The organism is Thalassobium sp. R2A62, assembly GCF_000161835.1.
Classification (GTDB): Bacteria; Pseudomonadota; Alphaproteobacteria; order Rhodobacterales; family Rhodobacteraceae; genus Thalassobium.
This window is the reverse complement of record NZ_GG697169.2, coordinates 2,578,210-2,604,199: the sequence shown is the minus strand read 5'-3', so window position 1 is coordinate 2,604,199 and position 25,990 is coordinate 2,578,210. Positions and strand designations below refer to the sequence as shown.

Genomic DNA, 25,990 nt, shown 5'->3' with positions numbered 1-25,990 from the left:
CCAACCAAAGGGACAACAAACATGGGACTTTTTACCAGAACAAAAGAAACGGCACCATGCACCGTCACGATTAGCCATCGTTTCGAAGAGCTGTCAGCGCATGTCAAATTCAACAACGGGGCTGTCGTAAACCCGGGCGATACCGTGCAGGTTCACGGTCCTGAGATCATGGCGCCCTACGGTGAATTGGTCGAAGAGAACCGCACCGCGACCATCACTCGGGCGTCGACAATCGAACAAATCTGGACCCGCCTGACAGGTGATTTCGAGTTCATGGAACTGTGTGAGTTTTCGTTTTCCGAGGAGGTTTTGTCATGAATGTTCCAACACACTCCGCCTTCGCTGCCACCGCTGAAGAGGCGATTGCCGCACAAGACGCTCTGGATGATGGCCCGATGACATCGGAAAAAGCGACTGAGATTGCGATGCAAAACACGCTGCTGACGCCGCGCTTTTACACCACTGATTTTGCCGAGATGGACGCGATAGACGTCACCCCAGTGCGTGCCGATTGGGACAAACTGATCGCTCAGATGAAGTCCGACCCCAACAAGGGCCACTTCAAAAAGAACGACGATTGGGGCACTGTCGATTGGGACGGGATGGAGCCTGCTCTGAAGGCAGAATTCATCGACTTCCTGATCTCGTCCTGCACCGCCGAATTCTCTGGCTGTGTTCTATATAAAGAGATGAAGCGCCGTGGGTCTAACGAAGACATCACGACATTGTTCCAGCTAATGGCCCGTGACGAAGCGCGTCACGCAGGCTTCATCAACGATGCGCTGCGCGAAGCTGGCATCCGCGTGAACCTTGGGTTTTTGACCCAAGCGAAGAAGTACACCTACTTCCGCCCCAAGTTCATTTATTACGCAACATATCTATCCGAGAAGATCGGTTATGCGCGTTACATCACAATCTATCGCCATCTGGAAAAGAACCCAGAACTGCGCTTCCACCCAATCTTTTTGTGGTTCCGAGAGTGGTGCAATGACGAATTTAGCCACGGCGAAGCTTTCGCACTGTTGCTCAAAACAGATCCGAAACTGACCGAAACGTGGGCAAACAAAATGTGGATCAAGTTCTTCCTTACCGCCGTTTATTCCACCATGTGGGTCCGCGACCATCAGCGCCCCTTGTTCCACAAAGCGCTTGGTGTTGACGTCACGTGGTACGGCCAAGAAGTATTCCGCAAAACGTCTGAGATCACCAAACAAGTGTTCCCGATCACGTTGGACATCGACCACCCGCGCTGGCGTCCGAACCTTGACCGGATGGAAGCCGCCTCTCGTCAGATCGCAGCCGCCAAAGAACGCGGGGGGATCGGTGGTTTCTTCAGCCGGATGACAGGTATGGCAAAAGCCGCATCAGCGTTCGTCGCCGTCTTTACCATTCCGAGCCACAAACACACGGTACCCGACAGCCCACGATTGGAGCCCGCATACTAATGCTTTCATCCGCTTGGATAGCCGCAGCGATCGCAATTTTTTCTTGGTGGTTCTTCACCGGGATCATTTTACTGATCGTGCGTCGCGCGGATGGCGGTGGGGCCACGGCTCACGGGCGATCTGTGGTCTTTGGCACTCCGCTATTCGCGCTTGGCATCTTGGGGTTGGTTCTGTCAGCGACAACGCTGACAGTCGGGAATGTCTACTTTGCATTCTTTTCAGTATTGATGGTTTGGGGCTGGATCGAACTTGCGTTTCTATCCGGCGTCATCACCGGACCAGAGCGCCGCCCCTGCCCTGAAACGCTCAATGGTTGGGGCCGGTTCGTTCGCGCATGGAACACATTATCCTACCACGAATTGCTACTGCTCGGCGGCTTACTGATCGTCACCGTTGCGACGACAGGCGCCGAAAACACCTTTGGCTTTTGGGCTTACTTATTGTTGTTCGCAGCGCGGATCTCAGCGAAGCTGAATTTGTTCTTCGGCGTGCCACGGATCAATACCGAATTTGTGCCGCGCCCTTTGCAGCACCTTAAAAGCTATTTCCGCCAAGGCAATGTGACCGTCGCATTTGTCATCGGCGTCACCCTCCTGAGCCTCGCCACTGCTTACTTTGCAGAACGTCTGATGTCTGCGGATGCCGGCGCACAAACGGTGGGCTTCACGCTTCTGCTGGCATTGTCAGCGCTGGCTACCATTGAACACTGGCTGATGATCATTCCATTGCCAGACGCGAAACTTTGGCGCTGGATGCTACCCGCGCTGCCAACGACCCATAAGACAGGACAGTCCCATGAACTTTGATACGCTTTTTCAAAACCAACTTGATGCGCTCAAGGAAGAAGGCAACTACCGTTACTTTGCAGAGCTAGAGCGCAAGTGCGGCAAGTTCCCACACGCGGCCAATCACCAAGATGGCGAAGTCCGCGATGTTACCGTCTGGTGTTCAAACGACTACCTTGGCATGGGTCAAAACCCACTGGTCATCGAAGCAATGTGCGAAGCTGTCCAGCGCACAGGCACTGGGGCTGGTGGCACGCGCAATATTTCTGGTACGAACCATGACCACCTGTTGTTGGAGCGCGAATTGGCGGACCTGCACGGCAAAGAAGCGGCATTGCTTTTCACCTCCGGTTACGTGTCAAACTGGGCCGCTCTCAGTACTTTGGGTAGCCGTCTTGAGGGATGTGTTATCCTGAGCGACTCAGGCAACCACGCGTCAATGATCGAAGGTATTCGTCACAGCCGCGCGCAAAAAGTCATCTGGAACCACAACGACGTGGCCGACCTAGAGGCAAAACTGGCGGCCCTGCCCGCCAACGCGCCCAAAATTGTCGCGTTCGAATCCGTCTATTCGATGGATGGAGACATTGCCCCCATTCGCGAGATTGTCGAGGTCGCTGAAAAGTACGGCGCGATGACATATCTGGACGAAGTTCACGCGGTTGGTCTTTACGGTCCACGTGGCGGCGGCGTCGCTGAGCGCGAAGGCCTGATGGACCGTATCACGCTGATCGAAGGCACGCTTGGCAAGGCATTTGGCGTTGTCGGCGGATATATCACCGGATCGACGGCCTTGTGTGATTTCATCCGTAGTTTTGCATCAGGCTTTATCTTCACCACGGCGCTACCGCCTGCAGTCGCTGCTGCCGCGCGCGCATCGATCATGCACCTGAAGCAATCGACGGCAGAGCGGACGCAACATCAAGCCCAAGTCGCAAAACTGCGCGCTGGTCTTGACCGCGCGGGCATTCCGCATCTGGCAAACGCAAGCCACATCGTGCCGGTGATGATCAAAGATCCGGTAAAAACAAAGATGCTGGCAGATTTCTTGATGAACGAATGGGGCATTTACGTTCAACCCATCAACTACCCCACAGTGCCAAAAGGGACAGAGCGTTTGCGCTTTACCCCGTCCCCATTGCACAAGGACGCCGACATTGACCACCTTGTCGCAGCATTGACTTCCCTTTGGAAGCAATGCGCCATTGCCCACGCAGTCGCCTAAAAAACGCTATGATCGCCGCGTTGCACAGACGTATCGTCGGCGATCACCTGCGCGTAATAATCGAACAGGGTCTCCGTCCCCGTCGATGGGGTCACATCTGCATCGTAGCGTGCCCCGTCCCAAACCAGCATTGACTCTGTTGCATAGTAATGGCCGATGCGGGCAAGGTCGGCCTTGGCTGCGGCCTTAGAGCTGACAAATCCAGCGATGCGCAGTCCATGATAAATTATGCGCATCATCGCGACAGGAACACGTTTTATTCTAATGGGCTGGCCAAGAAACGCTGACAAGGCCGCCGCCTGATCCAGCGGCGTGATCGCATCCCCTGGTCCGCCAATCGGCAACACTTGATTGTGCAGAGTAAGGTCATCGACGCATTGCGCGATAAACCGTCCCAAATCATCATCACTGATCGGTTTGCAAGCCGTCAATGTGCCATCACCAAACACCAGAAACGGTTTTCTGCGACGCACACGGTCGATCTGCCCTGATAAGGATTTAAAGAACGCGGTCGGACGCACAATGGAATAGGTCAGCGTCGATTGCGTCAATGCGGCCTCGAACGCAAGCTTGGCCTGTTGAAAAGGAAGCTTTGGTTTTTGCACGCAGATAGCCGACAACAAAATGAACTGCCCGACACCTGTGTCTTCGGCCCACGCCAGAATGTTCAAATGCGCTAGATGATCAATCGCCCAGGCATCATCCGTGCTGCCGGATCGCGACGCCAGACACGACACCACAACATCAAACTTTTCAGCTATCTCTAAAGGTTGCGTGACATCCGCGATGATCTGCGCATCTCTGCGCCCGATGCAGGTGACATCATAACCCGCAACTTTCAGCGCCCTAAACGCACCCCGCCCCGCGGTGCCAGTTGCACCAAATAGGGCAATTCGTTTAACTGACACGCCAGTCAAAGAACCCTTCTCCGGCATTTGCCAACAGGCGCGCGGCCATAGCTTGCCCCGCAGCTGCGCCGTCTTCGATCAATATGGTCACGTCATCACCAATCGCCTCTGACCCATCGGGGCGCAAGACTTCTCCACGCAATCGCATCGAAGTTCCGTCTAATTCTGCCAGCGCTGCAATCGGGGTTTCACATGATCCGTCAAGTGCTTGTAGGAATGCGCGCTCTGCTGATAATCGTTGCCCCGTCAGCCTATCATGGATCGCTGCAAGCATGTCCGCAGCACGTAAATCATTCGCCCGCCGCTCAATCCCGATGGCGCCTTGCGCCACAGCGGGCAGCATCTCCTCGACTTCGATCGGAGTGCGCGTCACATCGTCCATTTTCAAACGATTCAACCCAGCCATCGCAAGGAAGGTAGCATCGGCGACTTTGTCACCCAACTTCCTTAACCGTGTCTGCAAGTTCCCGCGAAATTCGACGACCTGCAAGTCGGGTCGCCGCAATCTCAATTGCGCTTGCCTACGCAAACTAGATGTACCGACAACTCCACCATCCGGCAGATCGGCCAGCGTCCCACCGTCCAATGCAATGAACGCATCGCGCACGTCTTCACGCGGCAGATAGGTGTCCAACAGCAACCCGTCAGGCTGCAAAGTCGGCATATCCTTCATCGAATGCACGGCGATATCGATGGACCCGTCCAGCATCGCCTGTTCGATCTCGCGGGTGAATAACCCCTTACCGCCAATCTCTTTGAGAGGGCGGTCAATGATCCGGTCGCCTGTGGTCTGGATGACCTGAATGGCAAACGCTTCATGCGGCAAATCAAAGGCAGCGGCCAAGCGCTCGCGGGTCTCGTGCGCTTGGGCAAGGGCCAAAGGCGAGCCACGCGTTCCAATTTTCAAAGGCTTTGTCGGGACGGGCAAGTCATATGTCATAAACCCGTTCTAAAGGTGTAAACTAATGTTTACAACTGTTGCGTATGTCCGATGTTACGGTGCATAAATGATGGGTCAAACATAGGAAGACCAGCGATGACTATTCAGAAAACTGTCTTGCGTGCCCTTTCTGGTGAAGCCTTGCCCGTCCCGCCAATTTGGATGATGCGCCAAGCGGGCCGTTACCTGCCCGAATACAAAGCCACACGCGCGCAAGCCGGGGACTTTTTGTCGTTGTGCTATAACCCTGAACTCGCGGCCGAGGTGACGTTGCAGCCCATTCGCCGCTATGGGTTTGATGCCGCAATTTTGTTCGCAGACATCCTATTGTTGCCGCAAGCTTTGGGTGCCGACCTATGGTTCGTCACGGGTGAAGGCCCGCGTTTGTCGACCATCACAACCGCTGATCAGCTTGCCGCTTTGAAACCTGCAGCTGATGTAAACGATCACCTCTCACCGATTTACGAGACGATCAAAATCCTGTCCAAATCCCTTCCGGTCGGGACGACATTGATCGGTTTCGCAGGCTCCCCTTGGACGGTCGCGACCTATATGATTGCGGGCCAAGGCACACCAGATCAAGGGCCGGCACATGCGCTCAAGGATGAAAACCGTTTGGTTTTTGATGGGCTAATTGACATCATCACTGACGCTACAATCGTCTATCTTAGCGCGCAAATCGAAGCGGGCGCAGAAGTGATCAAGCTATTCGACAGCTGGGCGGGCTCACTGCATGGCGACGACTTCGCGCAGTATTCAATCGCGCCTATGCGCAAGATTACATCCGCCCTGAAATCGGCCTACCCCGACGTGCCAATCATCGCATTCCCGCGTGGTGCGGGCGAAAAATATGGCAATCTTCACACCGCAATTGGGGCTGATTGTATCGCACTTGATGACGGTGTAAGTGCTGACTGGGCCGCGAAAAATGTTCAAACAGGCGGCTGCGTACAGGGCAATCTGGCTTCGCGGCATATGGTGACGGGGGGTGATGCGCTTGTGGCTGAGACCCGCAAAATCGTAGATGCCTTTTCGGGTGGTCCGCACATCTTTAATCTGGGTCACGGGATCACCCCTGATGCCGATCCCGAAAATGTCCAATTGATGATCGATACCGTGCGCGGCATCTAAAACGCAAAAGACCTGCCACAATCGGCAGGTCTTTGTCGCGCATTATGCAAAAGCATCAAGACGCTAGACTATTCGGCAGCTGGCCCGACGGAAACAAGGTACGCCCAGACATCGCGGCGATCATCTTCTTTCCGCAGCTTGAACGCCATGTTCGAGCGTGCACGACGGTCATCCAGATACTCGCGCAGGAACGCCCGCGGATCTTCGACATAAGCAACAAAGTCCTCTTCATTCCAAGCCAATCCGGCTTCACCCGTCGCAATTAGAGAATCGCCATACTTTGTAAAGTCCGGCTGCGTTCCCGCAGTGCGCGTGTAGACACCATAAAGGTTCGGGCCGTTCTTGCCGCCGCGCAAAATGACGTTGTCCTCGTCATCAACGATCGAGTGACAGGCTTTGCACTGGTTAAACACTGCAGCACCTGCTTCAGCGTCGCCCGTAGCGTGGCCATCGGCGAACGCCGGAGCGGCCAGAAGACACAGGCTCAAACTAGAAACCAACATTTTCTTCATTCAAAAATCTCCCATTCCGATAACTAAACTAGCACGACTCCTTCACAGGTAAAGTCATGCATTCGCATTAAGACAAATCATGGCTTGAATCACCAAAATGTCAATCCAACTTTACACTTGAAGAGTCTACAACTGTAACGCTAAACTTACACTATGACCGATTTTCCTGCTCCGACCCTGCGCCGGTGGCCTGAACCAGCTGCGATGTTGCGCCTGATCAAGCCTGTCACATGGTTTCCGCCGATGTGGGCGTATCTGTGTGGCGTTGTCTCCTCTGGTGTTTCGTTAAGCGGCCATTGGGCGTTGATCATTTTGGGCATCATCCTTGCCGGCCCCATCGTTTGCGGCATGAGTCAAGCCGCCAATGATTGGTGCGACCGTCACGTTGATGCCATCAACGAACCCGACCGGCCAATTCCGTCTGGCCGCATTCCGGGCAAGTGGGGTCTATATATCGCACTCGCCATGTCCGCGCTGTCGCTAATCGTTGGCGCGCAACTTGGCCCTTGGGGCTTTGGCGCCACAATCTTTGGTGTATTGGCTGCATGGGCTTATTCAGCCGAACCCATCCGAATGAAGCGGTCCGGTTGGTGGGGGCCTGGGCTTGTTGGCCTTTGCTACGAAGGCTTGCCGTGGTTCACGGGCGCTGCCGTTTTATCCGTTGGCTCACCTAGCTGGCCTGTCATCACCATTGCGGCCCTGTATGCCACAGGCGCGCATGGCATCATGACCCTGAACGACTTCAAGGCGCTGGAAGGCGACCGCCAAACGGGCGTCAATTCCTTGCCTGTCACCCTAGGGCCAGAACGCGCAGCCCGCGCTGCTTGCTGGGTTATGGCCGTTCCGCAGGTTGTTGTTGCAGCTTTGCTAGTCGTATGGGGTAAGCCGCTCTTCGCGATAGCCATCACCGTTTTAATTGCCGCGCAATTTTGTGCGATGAGCATTTTACTGACTGACCCCAAAGCGCGCGCGCCTTGGTACAACGCCACCGGCGTCGCGATGTATGTCAGCGGCATGATGATCACCGCCTTCGCACTTAGGAGCATTTCATGAACTTATCATGGGGCCAAATTGCCCGTCTTGGGTTGGTACAAATGGCTCTTGGCGCGGTTGTCGTATTGACCACATCAACGCTCAACCGCTTGATGGTTGTCGAGTTCGCGTTGCCCGCCTTGTTGCCTGGCGCGTTGGTCGGCCTTCACTACGGCATCCAGCTGTCGCGCCCGCGTTGGGGGTATACCTCTGACACAGGCGGCAATCGCACACGCTGGATCATTGGCGGCATGTCGATCCTCGCTGCTGGCGGCATCGGCGCTGCTTTCGCCGTCACACTCTTTGCGCAAAGCTTCATGGCCGCAATCATCCTATCAATCGCGTCTTATGCGCTGATCGGCATCGGTGTCGGCGCATCAGGCACGTCGCTTCTGGCACTGCTTGCCACAGCAACGGCCCCCAACCGCCGCGCTGCGGCTGCGACAATCACGTGGCTGATGATGATCTTTGGGATCGCCGTGACCGCAGGGCTATCGGGTCAATTCCTTGACCCCTACTCGCCCCAACGCCTGATGACCGTCGTCACGGTTATCGCTGCCATCGCAGTGCTCCTTACAACCATCGCTATCGGCCGCATTGAATCCCGCGTGACCCCGATGAAGCCAGAAGCCCCCACGCCGTTCATCCAAGGCATGCAAGAGATTTGGGCCGAAGAAAAAACCCGCAATTTCACCATCTTCGTATTTCTGTCGATGAACGCCTACTTCATGCAAGAGCTGATCTTGGAACCTTACGCAGGCCTCGTCTTTGGCTTTACCCCGGGGCAATCCACCACCCTTAGCGGTGCGCAAAACGGTGGCGTGTTCATCGGGATGTTGACCGTCGGCATTATGGCCACTGGCCTGAAAATCGGCGCACTGCGAACATGGGTCATGGTCGGTTGCTTGGGTTCTTGCGCGGTGCTGACACTGATCTGCATGACTGGTTTCGCCTACACCGCCCTGAACTTTATTTACCTTGTCGTGGCCCTCGGCTTCTTTAATGGGATGTTTGCAGTCGCCGCCATCGGAGCAATGATGGCGCTCGCTTCCGAAGGGCGCGGCCAACGCGAAGGCACACGAATGGGTCTATGGGGGGCAGCCCAAGCGATTGCCGCAGGCTTTGGCGGCCTAACAGGCGCTGTGCTTGTCGATATCGCGCGCAATTTCGCACCAGATGGTCCCGCTTTTGGTACGGTCTTTGCGTTCGAAGCACTGCTCTTTCTCGCCGCGGCCATGATGTCTGCGCGAGTTATGGAAACCCCACAGGCCATCATGCCTGCCACAATGGTCCCTGGAGAATAACATGTATGATGTCATCGTGATCGGAGGGGGCCCATCAGGTGCCACAGCAGCACAAGACCTTGCACGCTCGGGCCATAAAGTTGCGATGATCGACCGCGAAGGTCGGATCAAACCTTGCGGCGGTGCGATCCCACCGCGCGCCATCGAAGATTTTTGTATCCCCGACGACCAACTTGTGGCCAAGGTTAACACCGCAAGGATGATCTCGCCCACTGGCCGCAAGGTCGACATCCCTATTGAGAACGGCTTTGTCGGCATGGTCGACCGCAAGGATTTTGACCCTTTTCTGCGGGACCGTGCGGGTAAGGCTGGCGCTCACTGCCTGACAGGTACCTTTTTGCGGATCAATCGCACCGCGGGTCAAACAACTGTCATTTACCGCGACAAGGACAGCGGCAAAGAACGCACGTTGCGCACCAAAATTATCATCGGAGCAGACGGTGCCCGATCAAAAGTCGCAAAGGCCGAAGTGCCCGGCGGCGACAAAATTCCATACGTCATCGCCTATCACGAAATAATCGAGGCCCCAGCCCTTAGCGCTGACTACGACCCGTTGCGTTGTGACGTTATCTATGACGGTAAAATCTCACCCGATTTCTATGGCTGGATTTTCCCGCACGGCAGATCCGCCAGCATCGGCATCGGCACCGGCATCGAAGGCGTAGACCTCAAGAGAGCGACTGCAGACATCCGCGCAGCCCACGGTTTGACCGATTGCAAAACCCTGCGCCGTGAAGGCGCGCCAATTCCACTGCGCCCAATGGACAAGTGGGACAACGGCACCGATGTGGTACTTGCTGGTGATGCCGCAGGCGTCGTAGCCCCGTCCTCTGGTGAAGGCATTTACTACGCCATGCTGGGTGGTCGCGTGGCCGCCACGGCTGCCAGCGCTTGCATTGCAACAGGCCGCAGCAAAGACCTCCAACTTGCCCGCAAGCTTTTCATGCGCGAGCATAAATCCGTGTTCAAAGTCCTTGGTGCGATGCAAAACGCCTACTACCGCAGCGACGAGCGCCGCGAGCGGTTCGTGTCGCTTTGCCACGATGTGGACGTGCAGCGCCTGACATTCGAGGCTTACATGAACAAGCGCCTGATCAAGGCCCGCCCTATGGCGCACTTGAAAATCGGCATCAAGAACCTCGCGCATCTGACGCGCCTTGTTTCTGAGACGCGCGTCTGATGGCTATCATGATCCCCGCTTGGGTTGACGGCATGCTGCAACCTGTCGAAAAACTTGACGCGCATCTGCGTGGCTTGCGGCACAAAGCTGTATCGATCTTTGTGATTTCAGGTGACTATATCCTGATCCAGCAGCGCGCCATGTGCAAATACCACACGCCCGGTCAATGGGCGAACACCTGTTGCACGCATCCCGATTGGCAAGAGGATCCACACCGTTGTGCGACCCGCCGCCTGAACGAAGAACTGGGCATCACAAAACTACCCCTACATCATCGCGGCCAAGTCGAATACCGCGCCCATGTCGGCGGTGGGTTGATCGAACATGAAGTGGTCGAGGTCTATACGGCCCATACCCAGTTCAACCTGCAACTGGCGCCAAACCCAGAAGAGGTGATGGCCACACGTTGGGTTTCAATTACCGATCTACAAAATCAGCTAGCGACCACGCCCGAAATATTCACACCTTGGCTGCATATTTATATGGAGCAGCACAGCGAAATGATCTTCAAAGAAATGGCAGGGGTTTAAACCCGGGCGCGCGTCTTGACAGCTTGGATCGCAGTCGCCGCAATATCCGTCGCCGTCAGCCCAGCATCAGCATACATCGCATCAGGTGCCGCTTGATCAATAAACCGATCCGGCAACGTCATGGTGCGCACAGCGATATCGCCATCAAGCAGCCCCTCGCCTGCCATGTAGTGCAGCACCATCGCGCCAAAACCGCCCTGCGATCCTTGCTCAATCGTAATCAGCGCTTTGTGGTGTTTGACCAGCTGGCGGATCAATGCGTGATCAAGCGGCTTTGCAAATCGCGCGTCGGCAACCGTGGCCGTCACACCCTGGGCAGCCATCATATCAGCAGACTTCAGGCTTTCAGATAGATGCGCCCCAAACGACAGAATAGCGACATCAGCCCCTTCGCGCACAACACGACCTTTGCCAATCTCGAGCACCTCGCCCAAGTCGGGAACAGCCGCCCCCGTACCAGTGCCGCGCGGATATCGAAACGCAATCGGCCCAGCATCATGGGCCACAGCGGTCGCTACCATATGCACAAGTTCGGCTTCGTCAGATGCGGCCATTACAGTCATGTTCGGCAAGGCGCTTAGGTAGCCCACATCAAACGCACCCGCATGTGTAGCACCATCAGCACCCACCAGCCCCGCGCGATCAATCGCAAAGCGGACAGGCAGGTTTTGCAGCGCTACATCATGCACGATCTGGTCGTACCCACGTTGTAGGAAGGTCGAATAAATCGCACAAAACGGTTTCAATCCGCCGGCCGCCAAACCCGCGGCAAAGGTCACACCATGTTGTTCGGCAATGCCAACATCAAACACCCGGCGGGGAAAGGCATCGGCGAATATATCCATACCAGTGCCAGACGGCATAGCTGCAGTGATCCCAACTATCTTGGAATCTCGTGCTGCAATTCGCGTCAAAGCATGACCAAAGACCGATGTATAGCTTGGTGCGTTCGACCCAGACTTGGCTTGCGCACCGCTGGACACATCAAACTTTGATACTCCGTGATATTTGTCGGCCGAGTTTTCGGCAGGCGCATATCCCTTACCTTTCACTGTGCAGCAATGGATCAAGACAGGCCCTGTCGCGCGGGTCCGCACACTGCGCAGAACGGCCAACAATTGATCCATGTCATGCCCGTTGATCGGGCCGACATACTCGAACCCCAGCTCTTCGAACATCGTACCGCTGGATGTCGTCCTACCTGTCACTAATTCCCGCGCACGCCGCGCATGATCACGCAGTGGCCCGGGCAAAGCCGCACCAAGCGGCGTATCCGCAAGCCGCGACATATATTGCGACATCGCCCCAACGGGTGGCGCAATACTCATCTCATTGTCGTTAAGGATCACAAACATCCGCCGCCCTTCTGCGCCAGCGTTGTTCATCGCTTCGTAGGCCATTCCTGCGCTGATCGAACCGTCGCCGATAATGGCGACAGCATCACCCGTAGGCTGACCCATATCGCGCGCCACGGTAAAACCCAAAGCTGCCGAAATTGACGTGCTGGAATGTGCCGCACCAAACGGATCAAAGTCACTTTCAGTGCGTTTGGTGAACCCCGAAATACCACCCTCTTGGCGCAAGGTCTTCATCTGCGCGCGGCGTCCCGTCAAAACCTTATGCGGATAACATTGGTGGCCGACATCCCAGATCAACTTGTCACGTGGGGTGTCGAACACCGCATGCAATGCAACCGTCAGTTCAACCACACCAAGGGATGACCCCAAATGCCCGCCCGTTGTGGCTACAGCCTCGATCACTTCGGTGCGCAATTCATCGGCCAATTGCGACAAGTCCGGATCGCTTAGGCCCTTTAGGTCAGATGGGCCTGCGATGTTGTCTAAAATAGATGTCATGACAAGGACCCCTCGGAACTAAGTTATGAATTAGGACCTGTTGGCTCGGGAACAGATGGGGTTGGGTGTCCAACCGGCATCTGCCTCCCGTAGCCAACAGGACGTGTCGAAACTTTACAAAATTCCGACGATTTCCAAATGATCAAGGGACTTAACCATTCGGAAAGAGGACCCCCCGGCCAAACACGGCCCGAAGGAATTATTAGACCAAATCGATCTGCTGATCGGACATGTAAAACGAATAAGGTGTCGGGTCTGGCCGGTATTTTGAATCCTCTGGCAACAGCAAACCGATCCAATGCAACGCGACCAAGATGAACCATAGCGCCAGACAAAAAGCCGCGGCATACCCCGCCCCCTTCAGCATCAGCATCAGAACGTCGGCACTGAGGCGAAACTTCGAATTTTCGCTCGTACTCAGATAGTCGTGATTGTCACTCATAGTCTTAATCCTCTCTTGGGGACGCCCCGCTTAATCAAGCGGTGCGTAGCCATGATCTTGGGCCCAGACGAACCAGTTATCGACGACCGTGCCAGTTAACAGAATTCCGATACCGCCTGTCAGCGTTGTTAGAACTGCGAACCACCAAGCCCAGCGGTGAATACCTTCCATCGTGGCGTTAAAGCCCATGGTCCAGCGCCAGAACAAAGCCGCACGCTCGGACGCAGTACCGCGGTCCACGATCTGCTCAATCTCACGCTCGCCGCCGTACCGGCTGACCGCCAGAATTGTCGCACCGTGCATCGCAAACAGCAGGGCTGATCCATAAAGGAAGGCAATGCTTAGCGCGTGGAACGGATTGTAAAACAGGTTTCCATAAGTGAGTGAAAACAGGTTCGTCCAATCAAGGTGAGAGAACACGCCGTAAGGCACAGCTTCGGCCCATGATCCCATCATAATCGGTCTGATCAGACCCAACACAAGGAACAACCAGATCGCCGACGCGAACGCCCAGGATACGTGCTTGCCCAGGCCCAGCTCTTCGGCCCGCAGGTACGTGCGGATCCACCAGGAGATCACAGAGACCAGCAAGAAGAATGACGCAATCAACCAAGCGCCACCGTCATCCAACGGGGCCATACCCAACCCGTAATCCTCTGAAGGCGGCTCTAACGACAGCCAGAACAATTCCTTCAGGAAAAGCGGGATAGAATAGTCGACCTGCGCCAAAAAGCTGATGCCGATGATCAGAAACCACAACGCACCTGTTGCCAGCGACACGACACCAAAAGTGCCCAAGTAGATTGGCCCCAACTGCGCGTTACCGAACAGACCTGCCAACTTCGAAAAGCTTGCGCGTTTGGTGCGTTCGTTTTCAAGCCGCCCCGTTGGATCGAGCCCCATCTCGGGCGGTCCTTGGACCTGAACTTGCGTAAAGATATTTTGATATTCAACCATTTTTCATGTCCTCCTTACAGGTCCCGCCACCAAGGCAAATCGGCATACCAATCCCACCAGCTCGCCCAGCTATCGAACCAAATCGTACCCGAGATCACGATACAAATCGCACTCCAGACCACGGCACTTAGCGCCAAAAACAGACCCAAGCGGTGGATGCCCAATGGCCCGATAGAATAACCGATAAGATCGCGGAAATAGGTGTCTTCGTGATCCGGTGTCGCAATCGTTTTGCCTCTGCCCGGATTGACCGCGGACAGCACCAAAGATCCGTGCAGCGCCAGCGCAAAACACGTCGTAAAGAAGAACGTGATCGCGATCATATGCGCCGGATTGTAGTGGAAGTTCCCGTAGGCGTAGCCCACGTTATTCACCCAATCGAGGTGACTAAAGATACCGTATGGAAAGCCGTGGCCCCAAGCACCCAACAAAAGTGGGCGGATAATGACCAGCGTCACATATGCCAAAATCGCGATGCTAAAGGCAAAAGGCACATGATATCCCATGCCCAATTTGCGGCAAATTTCGACCTCGCGCATCATCCAACTGAGGAACGCAAATGTGGCACAAACTGTAATCGCTTGCCACAACCCCCCTTCAGCCAAGGGTGCAATCCCAAGACCCACCTCTAACGACGGTGGATTGATCGAAATTAACCACGGGTTCCATGTGTTGCCCAATGCGGCGCCATAAATGATCAGAAACGTGCCAAGAGCGGCGAAAAAGATCGTAGTGACACCAAAAAAGCCAACATAGAAGGGACCCACCCAGAAATCGAATAGATCACCACCAACCAGTGTTCCACCGCGAACCCGGTATTTTCTTTCGAAGCTGAGCAATGCCATCTTCTCTCTCCCTACTCATCACAGTCCGCGTATCAGGACGGCCATGTTCAAATGAAATCTGTTTGCTATGGGCGGCACACGAATGCCGCCCATAGCTGTTTTGATTAGCTGAGTTACTCGTCGGCCATCGTGCTGAACGCACGCTCGAACCAATTTGTCTCTGGATTGCTCAACAGAACGAGGTGAATCATTGCTGCCAGCAAGAACAGGAAAACACCCTGTGCCACGAAGACGCGACGTGGGTCGAAGATCAGCCAGATTTTGTAAAACTGTGCCATATTTTCTGTTCTCCCTTTACCAATCGAACCAAGGCAGTTTGATGTACGTCAGGATATGAGCAACGACTGCGATAGCCGTGAAGACCATGAGTCCTTGCATGTAAACTGAGTGCAGTTCTTGCGCTTGTTCGTCTGTGAGACCTGTAAAGCTAAGGTCTTGTTTATCAGCCATTTTTTTCTCCTAAGAATAAGTACTGACGCCGCGCGTCCCCCGCGACTGGGTTGCAACAAGGGCTCCTCCCCTGCCTTAATTCCACCGCCTGAAGGATAAGCGGATCTTGTTGTCACCTACCTGTGCGGGGGCATGCGTTTACGCCCAAAAGATGCGCGGTGTAATCGTGCGCGCTTCTGAAAGTGCACTTTGAATCGGGCCTTGCGCGGGCAGTTTTGCTTGATGGATGAGGCGGTAAGCCCAGATCGCAGTGCAAAACGGCACGGCGGCCAGAAAGATCAATCCAAGGTAGACGCGGTATTCACCAGTCGTTTGGCGATGCCGTTTTGAGTCCGGGATATCATGCGTGAAGTCAGTCATTTGGCTCCTCCCAAAGCTGGTTGAAGATCATCGACGATCTCCAACACGACCCGCTCGTCCCCGTTTTCAAGCGCGCGCTTTTCAGCGGCATCTCGCAACGTCTTGGCGGCGGAAATACGTGTTAAAATTGGATGCGATGCGACGATCTCATCCAGTCGTTTCTGCGCATCCAAATCCCAAGGGAAATCGCGGCGCAATGTCGTTGGTGTTGCAGGCGTGGCATCCATTTCAGTGCCAAGCGGCAGAATATGAAACAGTGCATCAAACAAGCTATTGCAGACTTCCTGCAATAGATACGTCGCCCCAGCGTAGCCCATAAACGGCGTACCCGTTGCGCGCCGAATTGCAGCTCCAGGAAAAGACGCCGGAATAAATGAAGGTGCCGGGCCAAAGCCCGCCTTCATTTCGGCCAGATACATTTTTTCATTGATGGATCCCAAAACGATCAACGGCTTTTTCTCGTGCATCATGGCGCGCACATCGTCGTTATTCGTTTTCTTGCCACGCAATCGCGCAACAGCGAATGCACATGGCAATCCCAAATCAGTCTCAAGGTAATTGTGAATACCGCGGGTATACGTTTCATTCGCAACAATTGCGAAAGACGCCGTTGCAAAGAAGTCTTGCGTCACAGACCGCCACAAATCCCAAACAGGTTTAATTGTGGAATGCTTCTCTTGCTCGATAAACGGCTCTGGGTCGAGGTCCAGCATCTTGCCCAAAGTGCGCAAAAACTTGGTGGTCGATTCAATCCCAATCGGCGCCTGCAGATAAGGCTTATTCAGAACTTCACAAAGACCGCGACCAAATTCGCGGTACATGCAAACGTTCACATCAGCATTCACCAACCCACGCATTTCGGCTACATGCGCACCGAGCGGCATAATCATATTAATTTCGGCACCAATCCCTTCGACAAGGCGGCGAATTTCAGCCAGATCGGACGGCATATTGAACGTGCCATACATCGGACCCAGAATGTTCACGCGCGGTGCTGCACCCTCTTCACGCTTTTTTTCGGGCGGCATGCGCCCTTTGGTCATGCCAAATTCCGTAAAGATCCATGTCATCGCGCGGTCGGCGGCTTCCCATTGATCCTCATCAATCGTACGGGGCAAAAACCGTTGAATATTGGTGCCCTGCGGCGTGACACCGCCACCGATCATTTCCGAAATCGACCCTGTCACAACAACTGCAGGCAGAGCAGGATCTAGCACGTCCCAAGCCCGCTTCATCGACTCCTCCGTGCCCGATCCCATCTCTTCCTCACCAAGTCCGGTCACCACGATGGGCAATTCATGCGGCGGCAGGCCGTCGGTATAGTGAAGCACAGAAGTCACCGGCAGGTTTTCGCACCCGACCGGTCCATCGATGACACATTGCAACCCTTTGACGGCACAGAAGGCATAAACCGCCCCCCAATATCCGCCCGCGCGATCATGATCTTGCACTAGCATCAGATCATCTCCGCCGCTTTGGCGGCCTTGGCGGCACGCTCCAATTTCTTGGCATTCGTCGCACGAAATCCTGGCTGTACGTTCGGGGACTTTTCCCAAACTCCAGCGGTGTCACCATGACCAACACCTTCGAAGAATTCACGCATGTGATCCATCCGCGCTTTGTTGCCCATCGCGGCATTGACAACTTGCGCCAACGATCCTGCGCCAGCCGCACCCATCAAAGGCCGTGCTGAAATCAGGTTCGTGAAATATAAGGACGGAATCCCGAGCTCTTTGCCCTTTTGCACAACTGGCGTCGTGCCAATTGCAAGGTCCGGTTTGATCGCTTCCATCGCGGCGCAATCGTCTTCTAGCGACGCGCGGAATTTCACCTTCACACCCTTATCGGCCAACCAAGCCGCATCCACCTCATTCCAAGGCGTCTTCGGGCAAGCGGTGCCAACATATGGCACATCAGCACCACTCTCGATGAGCAACCGTGCAACAAGTAGTTCGCTACCCTCATAACCAGACAACGTGATCGTCCCATTGATCTGTGCACCTTCAAGCGCAGTTTTGATCATCGGAAGGAATTGGTTCTTCGCGTCATCAATCGTTTTCTGCGGCAAGGCGAACGCATCACCAATCGCCGACAGCCACGCATCCGTGCCGTCATAACCCACAGGCGCGGACCCAATCACAGGACGCCGTGCGGCTTGGAATTCGCGCACACTGGCAGTGTAGAACGGATGGATTGCAGCCACCGCACCACAGTCGAGTGCTGCATACAATTCACGCCACTCACGGCAAGGCACAACGGGTCCAGCCGCCAGACCCAAAGGCGCCAACATCTGCCCAATCACCATCGGATCAGCAGGAAACATTTCACCCAAGAGACTAACTGCTGGACGGTCCGATTTACCGCTGGCAGGCATTGCAACAGGACCAGCTTCAATCTCTTTGCGCGCATAATTCAGCATCGCACCGGCAAGCACATCTTTCGCTTCTGCATGTGTTGGGATGCCAAAGCCTGGTACGTCAATGCCAACGATCCGCACGCCATTGATCTCTTCGGGTAGCAACCGAAGCGGTACACCAGACGCTGTTGGCACACATAAGTTGGTCACCACAACTGCATCCAGTTTCTCTGGGTCGGCAATGACATGCACTGCCTCGCGAATGTCCTCGAACAGCTTGCCCGTGACCAATGTTTCCGAGTTGAACGGTACGTATCCGACCGACCTACGCGCACCGTAAAAATGCGAGACAAACGTCAAACCATAAACACAACACGCCGAACCACTTAAGATCGTGGCCGTGCGCTTCATGCGCAAACCCACCCGCAATGACCCGAACGCAGGGCACATGCTTTGTGGTTTGTCGTGCGGTCCTTGTGGATAGTCCGCCGCGTATTGGTCCAAGATTTCGGACTTGCCAGCGGCACGCGCCGCCGCATCCATCGCACCGACTCCGGCCGTGCAGCCACCCTCGACAGCGATAGCTTCCACAGCTTCGCTGGCTTCGGTCACTGATAGGTTTCCATCGGTGTCATAGCCGACCTCGAACCCTTCACGGCCTTGGTCAATGCCTTCAGACATCGTCATAGACCACTTCTAGGCTGGCCTTTGGCGCAGATTTTTTGCCACGCATGTCCATGTCGGTCGCAGGCACCAATTCGTAATCACCGCCCGTATCTTTGCTATCGAACAGGCCAAGCAATCCGTCTTGATCCAGCGGTGTTGGCCGCACAGGTGGTGCCAGCCCTACAGCATCACCAAGCTGGCCAAACAGCTCACCCCATTGGGATTTTGATGTGCCAACAATCTGATAATTCGCAGATTTTTTACGTAGATCATCGTCTTGCGGAATAGACGCAAGGATCGGGATATCGACCGCTTCAGCGAACGCTGCGGCCTCGCCGGTGCCGTCGTCTTTGTTGATCACAAGACCTGCGACGCCAACATTGCCGCCCATCTTGCGGAAATATTCCACAGCGGAACACACGTTGTTGGCCACATAAAGCGATTGCAAATCGTTGGACGCCACAAGGATAACCTTTTGCGCCATGTCCCGCGCAATGGGCAGGCCGAAACCGCCGCAGACCACATCGCCCAAGAAATCGAGCAGCACATAGTCAAAGTCCCAATCGTGGAACCCAAGTTTTTCGAGCAGTTCAAACCCGTGGATAATCCCACGACCACCACAGCCACGACCAACCTCTGGTCCGCCTAGCTCCATCGCAAAGACGCCACCGCGCTTGAAGCACACATCACCGATCTTCACCTCTTCGCCAGAAATCTTCTTTTTTCCAGAGGTTTCAATTATCGTCGGACAAGCCTTGCCGCCAAACAGCAATGATGTCGTATCGGATTTCGGGTCACACCCAATCAGCAAAACGCGCTTGCCCTGCTCGGCCATCATGTGGCTGAGGTTTGCCAGCGTGAACGATTTACCAATCCCGCCTTTGCCATAGATTGCGATGATCTGTGTCTTGCTGGTCGGTTCGCCTTTCGGCACTTCCAGCGTTGGCTCGCTTGCCTCGTCGCGCAAGCGTTGGTCAAAATCTTTTAGATTTGGCACTTCATCTTTCACGATGCGTCCTTCCAATTTAACATCATTTTCAGGCACGCCGGATCACTGAACGCCGTCTCGTAGGCGCGCGTCGCGTCGGCTGCCTTTGATGTGTGGGTGATCAATCCGCCAAGGCTAAGGCTTCCGCTTTCAACAAGCGCGCGCGTGGCTGTCAGATCATGCTTGTTCCATTCAGCTGCGATGCGGAACCGCGCCTCTTTCATAAAGGCCGGTGGAAATGCAAAGCTGATGGGATCGGTGTAGAACCCAGCCAAAACGATCTCGCCACCCTTAGCGATCCGCCCAATCAGTTGTGGCAACACTGCAGCCGACCCAGATGCATCGTAGATAGAAGTGTAGTCGTGGCGCTCGTCCGTTTCGGGATCGATCACGGCATAACCAACGGCACCGCTTCGGCGTGCAGGATCAATTTCCCAAACTGTCGGTGCTGGCGCACCAGCGGCAACAGTTAACCGTGCAAGCAGCCGTCCAAGTACTCCGTGTCCAACAATCAGATCAGGCACCGCTTTGCCCTGCCCCGCCATCGCGTGGCGCGCAGTCGCGGCAAGGGCAAGCAACGCACCTTCGGCACCAAGACCACTATCAATTTTCGTCACGCGGTCTTCAGAGCTCACCAGCAATCGGGCGGCACCGCCAAACAGACCGAACGCACCTTCGTAGCAATTGGCACCCGGCACAAACACCGTGTCGCCGACATTATACTGACTTCCACTACTGACCTCGACGACCTCTCCGGTCGCCTCGTAACCTGGCACCAGTGGATAGCCCATGCCGGGGAACGGCGGCATATCGCCTGACCAGAACAGCTTTTCTGTGCCTGTTGAAATTCCAGAATGGTTGATCCGCACCACCACATCACCAGCCGCAGGGGCCGTGATATCCAGCATATCCAATCCAAGATCACGCGGACCTTTCAGAATAACGGCTGTGGTTTGCAAAGCGGCTCCCCTTCTTGCTTGCCTACACCGGTCGACAAAGACTCAGTGGTGCGACAGCATGTCTTATGTGTAGCGTAAGTAGGACACTACTTTGTGTCAATATTAATTGACACTTTGCGAAAGCCCAGCCTTGCGCGCCACCAAACAACACGTCACGAACGGGCGAAATGGGATGGGCGTCTGCACAACTTCGAACCCAGCCGCAGCACAAAGCGCCGAGATTTCAGCTATCGACCGCGCTTTGCCGGTCTGCATCGCCAATGTATAAAGGGCGAAATATACGTCGCCTGCGCGCTCGGGCGTATCACCGCCTGACATTGGTTCGGAAATGTAAAGCAGTCCGCCCTCCGGCAGACTGTCAAAACACTTAGACAATAAAGCCGCAACAGTCGTATCAGAATGATCGTACAACACCCGCACCAAACTGATTGCATCGGCACCTTGGGGAATCGGGTCGTTGATAAACGATCCCCCCTCAATGCGCGCGCGCGCTGACATGCCAGCCGCCGCAAATCGCGGCGCCGCCGTAGGTGCGACCTCTGGTAAATCAAACAAAACCAGATTGAGCTTTGGATATGCCCGCCCGACCTTTTCCAAGAACGCACCGGACCCACCGCCCACATCAAGAAAGGTGGTCACGTCCGAGAAATCAAGCGTCCGCAACGTGTCATCTGCGACCAACTCTTGGCTTTGCGCCATTAGATCCGAATAAGTGTTGGCGACTGCGGCATCCATCTCTCCGCCAAAGACGTAAGGCCAGAAATCAGCCAGCTCGGTCTTTGTCTCACCGCGAAAAAACGCGGCGGGGTCAGCCAGATCGCGGTACAAAATTTCATGGTGCTTGATCATCGCTGTAAGACCCGGCACGCCGGCCAAAGCGGCACCACGCCGCGCCAAAACGTACCGTCCTCCGCGCTTTTGCTTGACCAGCTTGAGGGCCTCGGCCGCCCGCATCAGAATTACCATGCGCGGATGTGGCACATCACAGCGTGTCGCCAAAACTTCGGCCGTCAACGGCCCTACCAGCAGCATCTGTGGAATTTCAAACTGGACCAAGGCCATCAGCACCTGACTTTGGCAAAACCCTGAGAGCAGGTCAAAAAGCGCCTCACCTTCGCGCCGCACAATGCCCCGCGTCGGGCGAAACGCCGCTGCCCATTTCTGGAACTTGCGCGATGCAATCAGCCGCGCCGCCCACCCCCGCATACGTGGTGCACCACCGCTGTCAGGCATATCGGTCATTTATTCACCGGGTACAGTGCTATGCTTGGTGCTGCGCCATTTCATCGGTGTCAGCATCTCTGCCTGCGCGTTGACCATCTTGGCCAACATCGCCTCACCAGGGCATTTTGGGATAGACGCAATCGCACCACTTAAGATGTCTTTCATCCGTGCAATCGCCCCTTCGACTCCCAGTTCAGCCACAGCGTTCGGGCGCCCATGCAGATCATCCTGACCCACAGGCTTGCCCAATGTCGCCTGGTCATAAAGCGCATCACGCAGATCATCGGCCACTTGGAACGCCTCGCCAATGCGCGCGCCCAACTCATCCCAAGGCGCTCCATCTTGGCCAGCCGCAATCGCACCCATTTGGGTCGCTGCAATAAACAAGGCTCCGGTCTTGGCTCGGTGATACGCCGATAGATCAATCTGATCTTCGCTTTCCCACCCTTGCCCAGCGCAAATCCCATTAGGCATGCCGGTGCGCTCTGCTAACACCTTCATCAATTCAATCGCACGCGTTGGATGTAGATGCGCGCTTTGCGTCAAGACAGTGAACGCCATCACGATAAGGCTGTCTCCGGTCAGCACCGCCAGCGGCTCACCAAAAGCACGATGCACCGCAGGTTTACCACGCCGCGTGTCGGCATCGTCAAAGCAAGGCAGGTCATCATGAACCAACGACGCGCAATGGATCAGCTCAAGTGCCGCCGCGGCCGCATCAGCCAGTTTGGGCATATCATCCCCACAGGCAGAAGCCACACTGAGCAAAATCGTAGGCCTGATCCGCGCACCACCGGGTGTCACCGCGTAATGCAAAGCCGATGCAAGCTTACCCGGCGAAGGTGCCGTCTGCCCTCCTGCAATGGCACTTTGAATTGCAGTTTCAATACGGGCGGTGAACGCCATTGGCCACTCCTCGTGTCAGCTGATCTTGCCATCACTATGTAAGCACTTGATGACATATCATATGTAAACTAATCTGGACAGATTGCACTCACCTGTCAATCCCGAAGCTTTGCAAAGGAACTGCACCACTTGACCAAAGGCGCGCCACGTATCGCAATTATCGGCGCCGGCATTGGCGGTCTTGCCGCTGCATTGCGTTTGGCCCACAGCGGTGCGGCGGTCACGGTTTTTGAACGTCATGCAACCCCTGGCGGCAAGATGCGCACCGTGCCAAGTGTGGCCGGCCCCATCGATGCAGGCCCCACTGTTTTGACACTAAAACCTGTGTTTGACACCTTGTTTTCAGACGCGGGGCTTGCACTTGAAGACCACGTTACCATGGTGCCGCAAAACACGCTTGCGCGACATTTCTGGCCTGACGGTACGAGGCTGGACCTGATGCAAGATCACACCGCCAGCGCCCAAAACATTCGCACTGCATTCGGCGCAAAATCCGCGCAAGAGTTCAGAGGATTCGCGCACCGCGCAGCAAAACTCTTTGACGCCTTCAACCCGAGCATGATGCAATCAGCGGCACCCACTATCGCTGGTTTGGCCCGCGTCGTTGCAACAAACCCGGCCCTGATTCCCGCATTGGACCCGCTGCGTAGCCTGTCGAGATCCTTGCAACAGCAGTTCACAGATCCGCGCTTGGCCCAGCTTTTCGCGCGCTACGCGACCTATGTCGGCGGCCTGCCGAACGCATCGCCTGCACTCCTTAGTTTGATTTGGCATGCCGAGGCGCAAGGCGTGTGGCACGTCAAAGGTGGCATGCATCGACTGGCCCACGCGATTGAAAAATGCGCAATGTCACTTGGTGCGACCTTTCACTACAACAGCCAGATCACCCGCATCGAGGGGCAATCGGGAACGGCCCGTGCGGTTCACACATCGGACGCGCGCCATGTTGTCGACGCGGTGTTATTCAATGGCGATCCGCGCGCATTGACGACAGGTCTTCTTGGCCCTGCCGTTGAAAACAGCTTCCCAAATACTGCGGTCGAGCCGCGCAGCCTATCAGCTAGCGTCATGTCGTTTGCGGCGATTCCCAAAGGGGTAGAACTGTCGGCGCACAATGTCTTTTTCGCGACCGATCCGCACCACGAATATGCGCCCTTGGTTAACAACCAACCGCAAACAGACCCCACTCTTTATGTCTGCGCCCAAGACCGCTTCACCGACTGCACGCCTACAGGTGCCGAACGGTTCGAGGTCATTCTTAACAGCCCCCCCGCCACAACTGATAAAGCGAGACACACATGTCAGACACTGATCTTAGACCGGCTTTCCCAGTACGGGCTGACCTTCTCGCCAACACCCCAAGGCGTGACCCAGCCTCAGGACTTCGCCCAAATGTTTCCAGCCTCGCAAGGGTCGCTTTACGGGCGGTCCCCACATGGGATGATGGCCGCATTCAAACGCCCCAAAGCGCGCACGTCTCTGCGGGGGTTATACCTGACTGGCGGCGGTGCGCATCCAGGGGCGGGGGTGCCGATGGCTGTGTTATCCGCGCACCACGCGGTCGCGGCGATCTTGAAAGACCTGCCTTCAATATAGACGTACCGCCGGGTGGTTACGCATGGTGGTATATCGACGGGGTCAGCGATGACGGCTTGCGGGCTGTATCGATCATCGGCTTCATCGGGTCAGTATTCTCGCCTTGGTACGCGTGGTCTGGCCGCAGCGACCCGACAAACCACTGTTGCATCAACGTGGCTACCTACGGAAAAGGTGGGCGTTTCGCGATGACCGACCGTGGCTCCAGCGCCTTGCGCCAATCCCACGACACGTTACAAGTCGGCCCGTCATCCATGACATGGACCGGCAAGGATCTGGTGATCGACATCAACGAAATTTCCTCGCTGCCGCTGATCTCGCGCATGCGCGGCACCATCACCCTGACCCCTTCGGCGATCACACAAGTGGAACTACCCCTCACCCTGGATGGCGCGCATGTCTGGCGGCCCTTTGCCCCTACCGCACGGATCAATGTCGACCTCGAAGCAGACGGTTGGCAGTTCGAAGGTCACGGCTACTTCGACAGCAACTTTGGCACGAGGCCTTTAGAAGCGGATTTCAACACATGGACTTGGGCGCGCTATCCTACTGCCGCAGGAGCGACCTGTTTCTACGACGCGAAACGCACCGATGGCACAACGCTCGACACCGCAATCAGCTTTGCCCCAGACGGCACCGCAGCTCATGTCTCAGGCCCACCGCAAACCCCGTTCAAGCGTACGCTGTGGGGCCTGCCCCGTGACACGCGCGCCGACGCAGGCACAACACCGCGCCAAGTCAAAGCCATGTTAGACGCACCATTTTATTCCCGCAGTGTAGTAGAAACCCACATTGATGGCGAGATCGTGCAAGGCGTCCACGAAGCACTCGACCTGCAGCGCTATGCCAATCCAGTGATCAAATCCATGCTCGCCGCACGCGTGCCACGCCGCGGCAAATGGACGTTCTAGATTTTAGATAGATCTACAGGGGCCACATCAGGGTTCAACGTCGCAACAGAATAATTCAAAATACCGGCGACTGTGACCCATGCTATATAGGGCAAAAAGGCGATCCCCGCCCACGTGTCCAATTGCCAATGTGTAATCACGCAGCCGAACACCGAAAGCCATAGCAATGCCATCACAACCAACGCACCTTTCAGGCGGCGCAGGCCAAAGAACATCGGCGTCCACAATGTGTTGAACGCAATTTGCGCCGCCCAAAACGCCATGGCATAACCACTGCCCGCCTGCATCGCGACACGTGCTGCGGCAAATGACATCAGCACATAAATTGAGGTCCACATAATCGGAAACAACCAGTTTGGTGGCGTCCAGCTCGGCTTGTGCAGGCTTTGATACCACGCACCCGGCGGAAACAGCCCACCTGTGGCACCAGCACCAAAACACGTGATTATAAATAGGGCGAAGAGTGTAAAATTCATTCGCGC

The 25,990-nt window shown here is 55.5% G+C and carries 28 protein-coding genes; 11 read left to right on the top strand and 17 right to left on the bottom strand.

Going from position 1 to position 25,990, the window contains the following annotated elements; translation table 11 throughout:
- The first annotated feature begins 21 nt into the window (after positions 1-21).
- The 4 genes from TR2A62_RS12970 to hemA are packed head-to-tail and all read left to right on the top strand — an operon-like array spanning position 22 to position 3,455.
- On the top strand, positions 22-318 hold the full coding sequence (locus tag TR2A62_RS12970) for a hypothetical protein (RefSeq protein ID WP_009160697.1): 297 nt from the start codon (positions 22-24) through the stop codon (positions 316-318).
- The gene (acsF, locus tag TR2A62_RS12965; RefSeq protein ID WP_009158148.1) at positions 315-1,445 is read left to right on the top strand and encodes a magnesium-protoporphyrin IX monomethyl ester (oxidative) cyclase; all 1,131 of its coding nucleotides are present in this window, start codon (positions 315-317) and stop codon (positions 1,443-1,445) included. Before TR2A62_RS12970 ends, acsF begins: the two co-directional genes overlap by 4 nt.
- Positions 1,445-2,251 (top strand): putative photosynthetic complex assembly protein PuhE, encoded by an 807-nt coding sequence (gene puhE, locus TR2A62_RS12960; protein WP_009159013.1) that lies wholly within the window; start codon positions 1,445-1,447, stop codon positions 2,249-2,251. Before acsF ends, puhE begins: the two co-directional genes overlap by 1 nt.
- Positions 2,241-3,455 carry a 5-aminolevulinate synthase gene (gene hemA / locus TR2A62_RS12955; protein ID WP_009160698.1) on the top strand — a complete coding sequence of 405 codons (1,215 nt, stop codon included), beginning with the start codon at positions 2,241-2,243 and terminating at the stop codon, positions 3,453-3,455. Before puhE ends, hemA begins: the two co-directional genes overlap by 11 nt.
- Here the strand turns inward: hemA and TR2A62_RS12950 are convergent.
- Complete coding sequence (locus TR2A62_RS12950) at positions 3,452-4,390, bottom strand: NAD(P)H-binding protein (protein WP_050761093.1); 939 nt, start codon at positions 4,388-4,390, stop codon at positions 3,452-3,454. The two genes, hemA and TR2A62_RS12950, sit on opposite strands and share 4 nt — an antisense overlap.
- Entirely contained in the window at positions 4,353-5,303 is a 951-nt protein-coding gene (gene hemC, locus TR2A62_RS12945) for a hydroxymethylbilane synthase (protein WP_009158578.1), read from the bottom strand. The genes TR2A62_RS12950 and hemC overlap by 38 nt, the downstream gene beginning before the upstream one ends.
- 96 nt (positions 5,304-5,399) lie before the next feature.
- Between hemC and hemE the strand changes: the two genes are divergently transcribed.
- Positions 5,400-6,434, top strand: a complete 1,035-nt coding sequence (gene hemE / locus TR2A62_RS12940; RefSeq protein WP_009158984.1) for a uroporphyrinogen decarboxylase — start codon at positions 5,400-5,402, stop codon at positions 6,432-6,434.
- Between the two features lie 68 nt (positions 6,435-6,502).
- Here hemE and TR2A62_RS12935 read toward each other — a convergent pair whose 3' ends face one another.
- Positions 6,503-6,946 (bottom strand): cytochrome c family protein, encoded by a 444-nt coding sequence (locus TR2A62_RS12935; RefSeq protein ID WP_009160305.1) that lies wholly within the window; start codon positions 6,944-6,946, stop codon positions 6,503-6,505.
- 153 nt (positions 6,947-7,099) lie between these two features.
- Between TR2A62_RS12935 and chlG the strand changes: the two genes are divergently transcribed.
- Genes chlG through idi form a run of 4 tightly spaced genes read left to right on the top strand, consistent with a single transcriptional unit; the run spans position 7,100 to position 10,992 of the window.
- Positions 7,100-7,999: a chlorophyll synthase ChlG gene (gene chlG, locus TR2A62_RS12930; protein WP_009157949.1), complete on the top strand. Its 900-nt coding sequence runs from the start codon at positions 7,100-7,102 to the stop codon at positions 7,997-7,999.
- Positions 7,996-9,282, top strand: coding sequence for a BCD family MFS transporter (locus TR2A62_RS12925; RefSeq protein ID WP_009158232.1), 1,287 nt, complete (start codon positions 7,996-7,998; stop codon positions 9,280-9,282). The genes chlG and TR2A62_RS12925 overlap by 4 nt, the downstream gene beginning before the upstream one ends.
- Position 9,283: 1 nt before the next feature.
- The gene (locus TR2A62_RS12920) at positions 9,284-10,462 is read left to right on the top strand and encodes a geranylgeranyl diphosphate reductase (protein ID WP_009159471.1); all 1,179 of its coding nucleotides are present in this window, start codon (positions 9,284-9,286) and stop codon (positions 10,460-10,462) included.
- Positions 10,462-10,992 carry an isopentenyl-diphosphate Delta-isomerase gene (gene idi, locus TR2A62_RS12915; RefSeq protein ID WP_040820738.1) on the top strand — a complete coding sequence of 177 codons (531 nt, stop codon included), beginning with the start codon at positions 10,462-10,464 and terminating at the stop codon, positions 10,990-10,992. The genes TR2A62_RS12920 and idi overlap by 1 nt, the downstream gene beginning before the upstream one ends.
- Here idi and dxs read toward each other — a convergent pair.
- From dxs to TR2A62_RS12850, 13 genes are all read right to left on the bottom strand, one after another.
- On the bottom strand, positions 10,989-12,848 hold the full coding sequence (dxs, locus tag TR2A62_RS12910) for a 1-deoxy-D-xylulose-5-phosphate synthase (protein WP_009157499.1): 1,860 nt from the start codon (positions 12,846-12,848) through the stop codon (positions 10,989-10,991). The two genes, idi and dxs, sit on opposite strands and share 4 nt — an antisense overlap.
- A 202-nt stretch (positions 12,849-13,050) precedes the next feature.
- The gene (gene pufX / locus TR2A62_RS12905) at positions 13,051-13,290 is read right to left on the bottom strand and encodes an RC-LH1 core complex protein PufX (RefSeq protein ID WP_009159091.1); all 240 of its coding nucleotides are present in this window, start codon (positions 13,288-13,290) and stop codon (positions 13,051-13,053) included.
- A 30-nt stretch (positions 13,291-13,320) separates the two neighbouring features.
- Positions 13,321-14,247: a photosynthetic reaction center subunit M gene (gene pufM / locus TR2A62_RS12900; protein ID WP_009159933.1), complete on the bottom strand. Its 927-nt coding sequence runs from the start codon at positions 14,245-14,247 to the stop codon at positions 13,321-13,323.
- A gap of 14 nt (positions 14,248-14,261) precedes the next feature.
- A complete protein-coding gene (gene pufL, locus TR2A62_RS12895; RefSeq protein WP_009159999.1) occupies positions 14,262-15,092 on the bottom strand; it encodes a photosynthetic reaction center subunit L in 831 nt (276 codons plus the stop codon).
- Between the two features lie 113 nt (positions 15,093-15,205).
- On the bottom strand, positions 15,206-15,370 hold the full coding sequence (gene pufA, locus TR2A62_RS12890) for a light-harvesting antenna LH1, alpha subunit (RefSeq protein ID WP_009160871.1): 165 nt from the start codon (positions 15,368-15,370) through the stop codon (positions 15,206-15,208).
- A gap of 16 nt (positions 15,371-15,386) precedes the next feature.
- Positions 15,387-15,542: a light-harvesting antenna LH1, beta subunit gene (gene pufB / locus TR2A62_RS12885; RefSeq protein ID WP_009158673.1), complete on the bottom strand. Its 156-nt coding sequence runs from the start codon at positions 15,540-15,542 to the stop codon at positions 15,387-15,389.
- Positions 15,543-15,680: 138 nt separating this feature from the next.
- Positions 15,681-15,902 (bottom strand): cytochrome PufQ, encoded by a 222-nt coding sequence (gene pufQ, locus TR2A62_RS12880; protein ID WP_009158601.1) that lies wholly within the window; start codon positions 15,900-15,902, stop codon positions 15,681-15,683.
- A complete protein-coding gene (gene bchZ, locus TR2A62_RS12875; RefSeq protein ID WP_009160838.1) occupies positions 15,899-17,359 on the bottom strand; it encodes a chlorophyllide a reductase subunit Z in 1,461 nt (486 codons plus the stop codon). Before bchZ ends, pufQ begins: the two co-directional genes overlap by 4 nt.
- Positions 17,359-18,939, bottom strand: a complete 1,581-nt coding sequence (gene bchY / locus TR2A62_RS12870; RefSeq protein ID WP_009158378.1) for a chlorophyllide a reductase subunit Y — start codon at positions 18,937-18,939, stop codon at positions 17,359-17,361. The genes bchZ and bchY overlap by 1 nt, the downstream gene beginning before the upstream one ends.
- A complete protein-coding gene (locus TR2A62_RS12865) occupies positions 18,932-19,933 on the bottom strand; it encodes a chlorophyllide a reductase iron protein subunit X (protein WP_009157351.1) in 1,002 nt (333 codons plus the stop codon). The genes bchY and TR2A62_RS12865 overlap by 8 nt, the downstream gene beginning before the upstream one ends.
- Complete coding sequence (gene bchC, locus TR2A62_RS12860) at positions 19,930-20,871, bottom strand: chlorophyll synthesis pathway protein BchC (protein ID WP_009160498.1); 942 nt, start codon at positions 20,869-20,871, stop codon at positions 19,930-19,932. The genes TR2A62_RS12865 and bchC overlap by 4 nt, the downstream gene beginning before the upstream one ends.
- A 102-nt stretch (positions 20,872-20,973) precedes the next feature.
- On the bottom strand, positions 20,974-22,104 hold the full coding sequence (locus TR2A62_RS12855; RefSeq protein ID WP_009159398.1) for a methyltransferase: 1,131 nt from the start codon (positions 22,102-22,104) through the stop codon (positions 20,974-20,976).
- Between the two features lie 9 nt (positions 22,105-22,113).
- Positions 22,114-23,001: a polyprenyl synthetase family protein gene (locus tag TR2A62_RS12850; RefSeq protein ID WP_009158959.1), complete on the bottom strand. Its 888-nt coding sequence runs from the start codon at positions 22,999-23,001 to the stop codon at positions 22,114-22,116.
- Positions 23,002-23,130: 129 nt separating this feature from the next.
- On the opposite strand from TR2A62_RS12850, the gene crtD reads away from it, so the two are divergent.
- Both crtD and crtC read left to right on the top strand, forming a co-directional pair.
- Complete coding sequence (gene crtD / locus TR2A62_RS12845; protein ID WP_009157940.1) at positions 23,131-24,597, top strand: 1-hydroxycarotenoid 3,4-desaturase CrtD; 1,467 nt, start codon at positions 23,131-23,133, stop codon at positions 24,595-24,597.
- A 56-nt stretch (positions 24,598-24,653) separates the two neighbouring features.
- Positions 24,654-25,508: a carotenoid 1,2-hydratase gene (gene crtC / locus TR2A62_RS12840; protein WP_009160345.1), complete on the top strand. Its 855-nt coding sequence runs from the start codon at positions 24,654-24,656 to the stop codon at positions 25,506-25,508.
- Here crtC and TR2A62_RS12835 read toward each other — a convergent pair.
- Positions 25,505-25,984: a TspO/MBR family protein gene (locus TR2A62_RS12835; protein WP_009160520.1), complete on the bottom strand. Its 480-nt coding sequence runs from the start codon at positions 25,982-25,984 to the stop codon at positions 25,505-25,507. The genes crtC and TR2A62_RS12835 overlap by 4 nt on opposite strands.
- Positions 25,985-25,990: the final 6 nt, after the last annotated feature.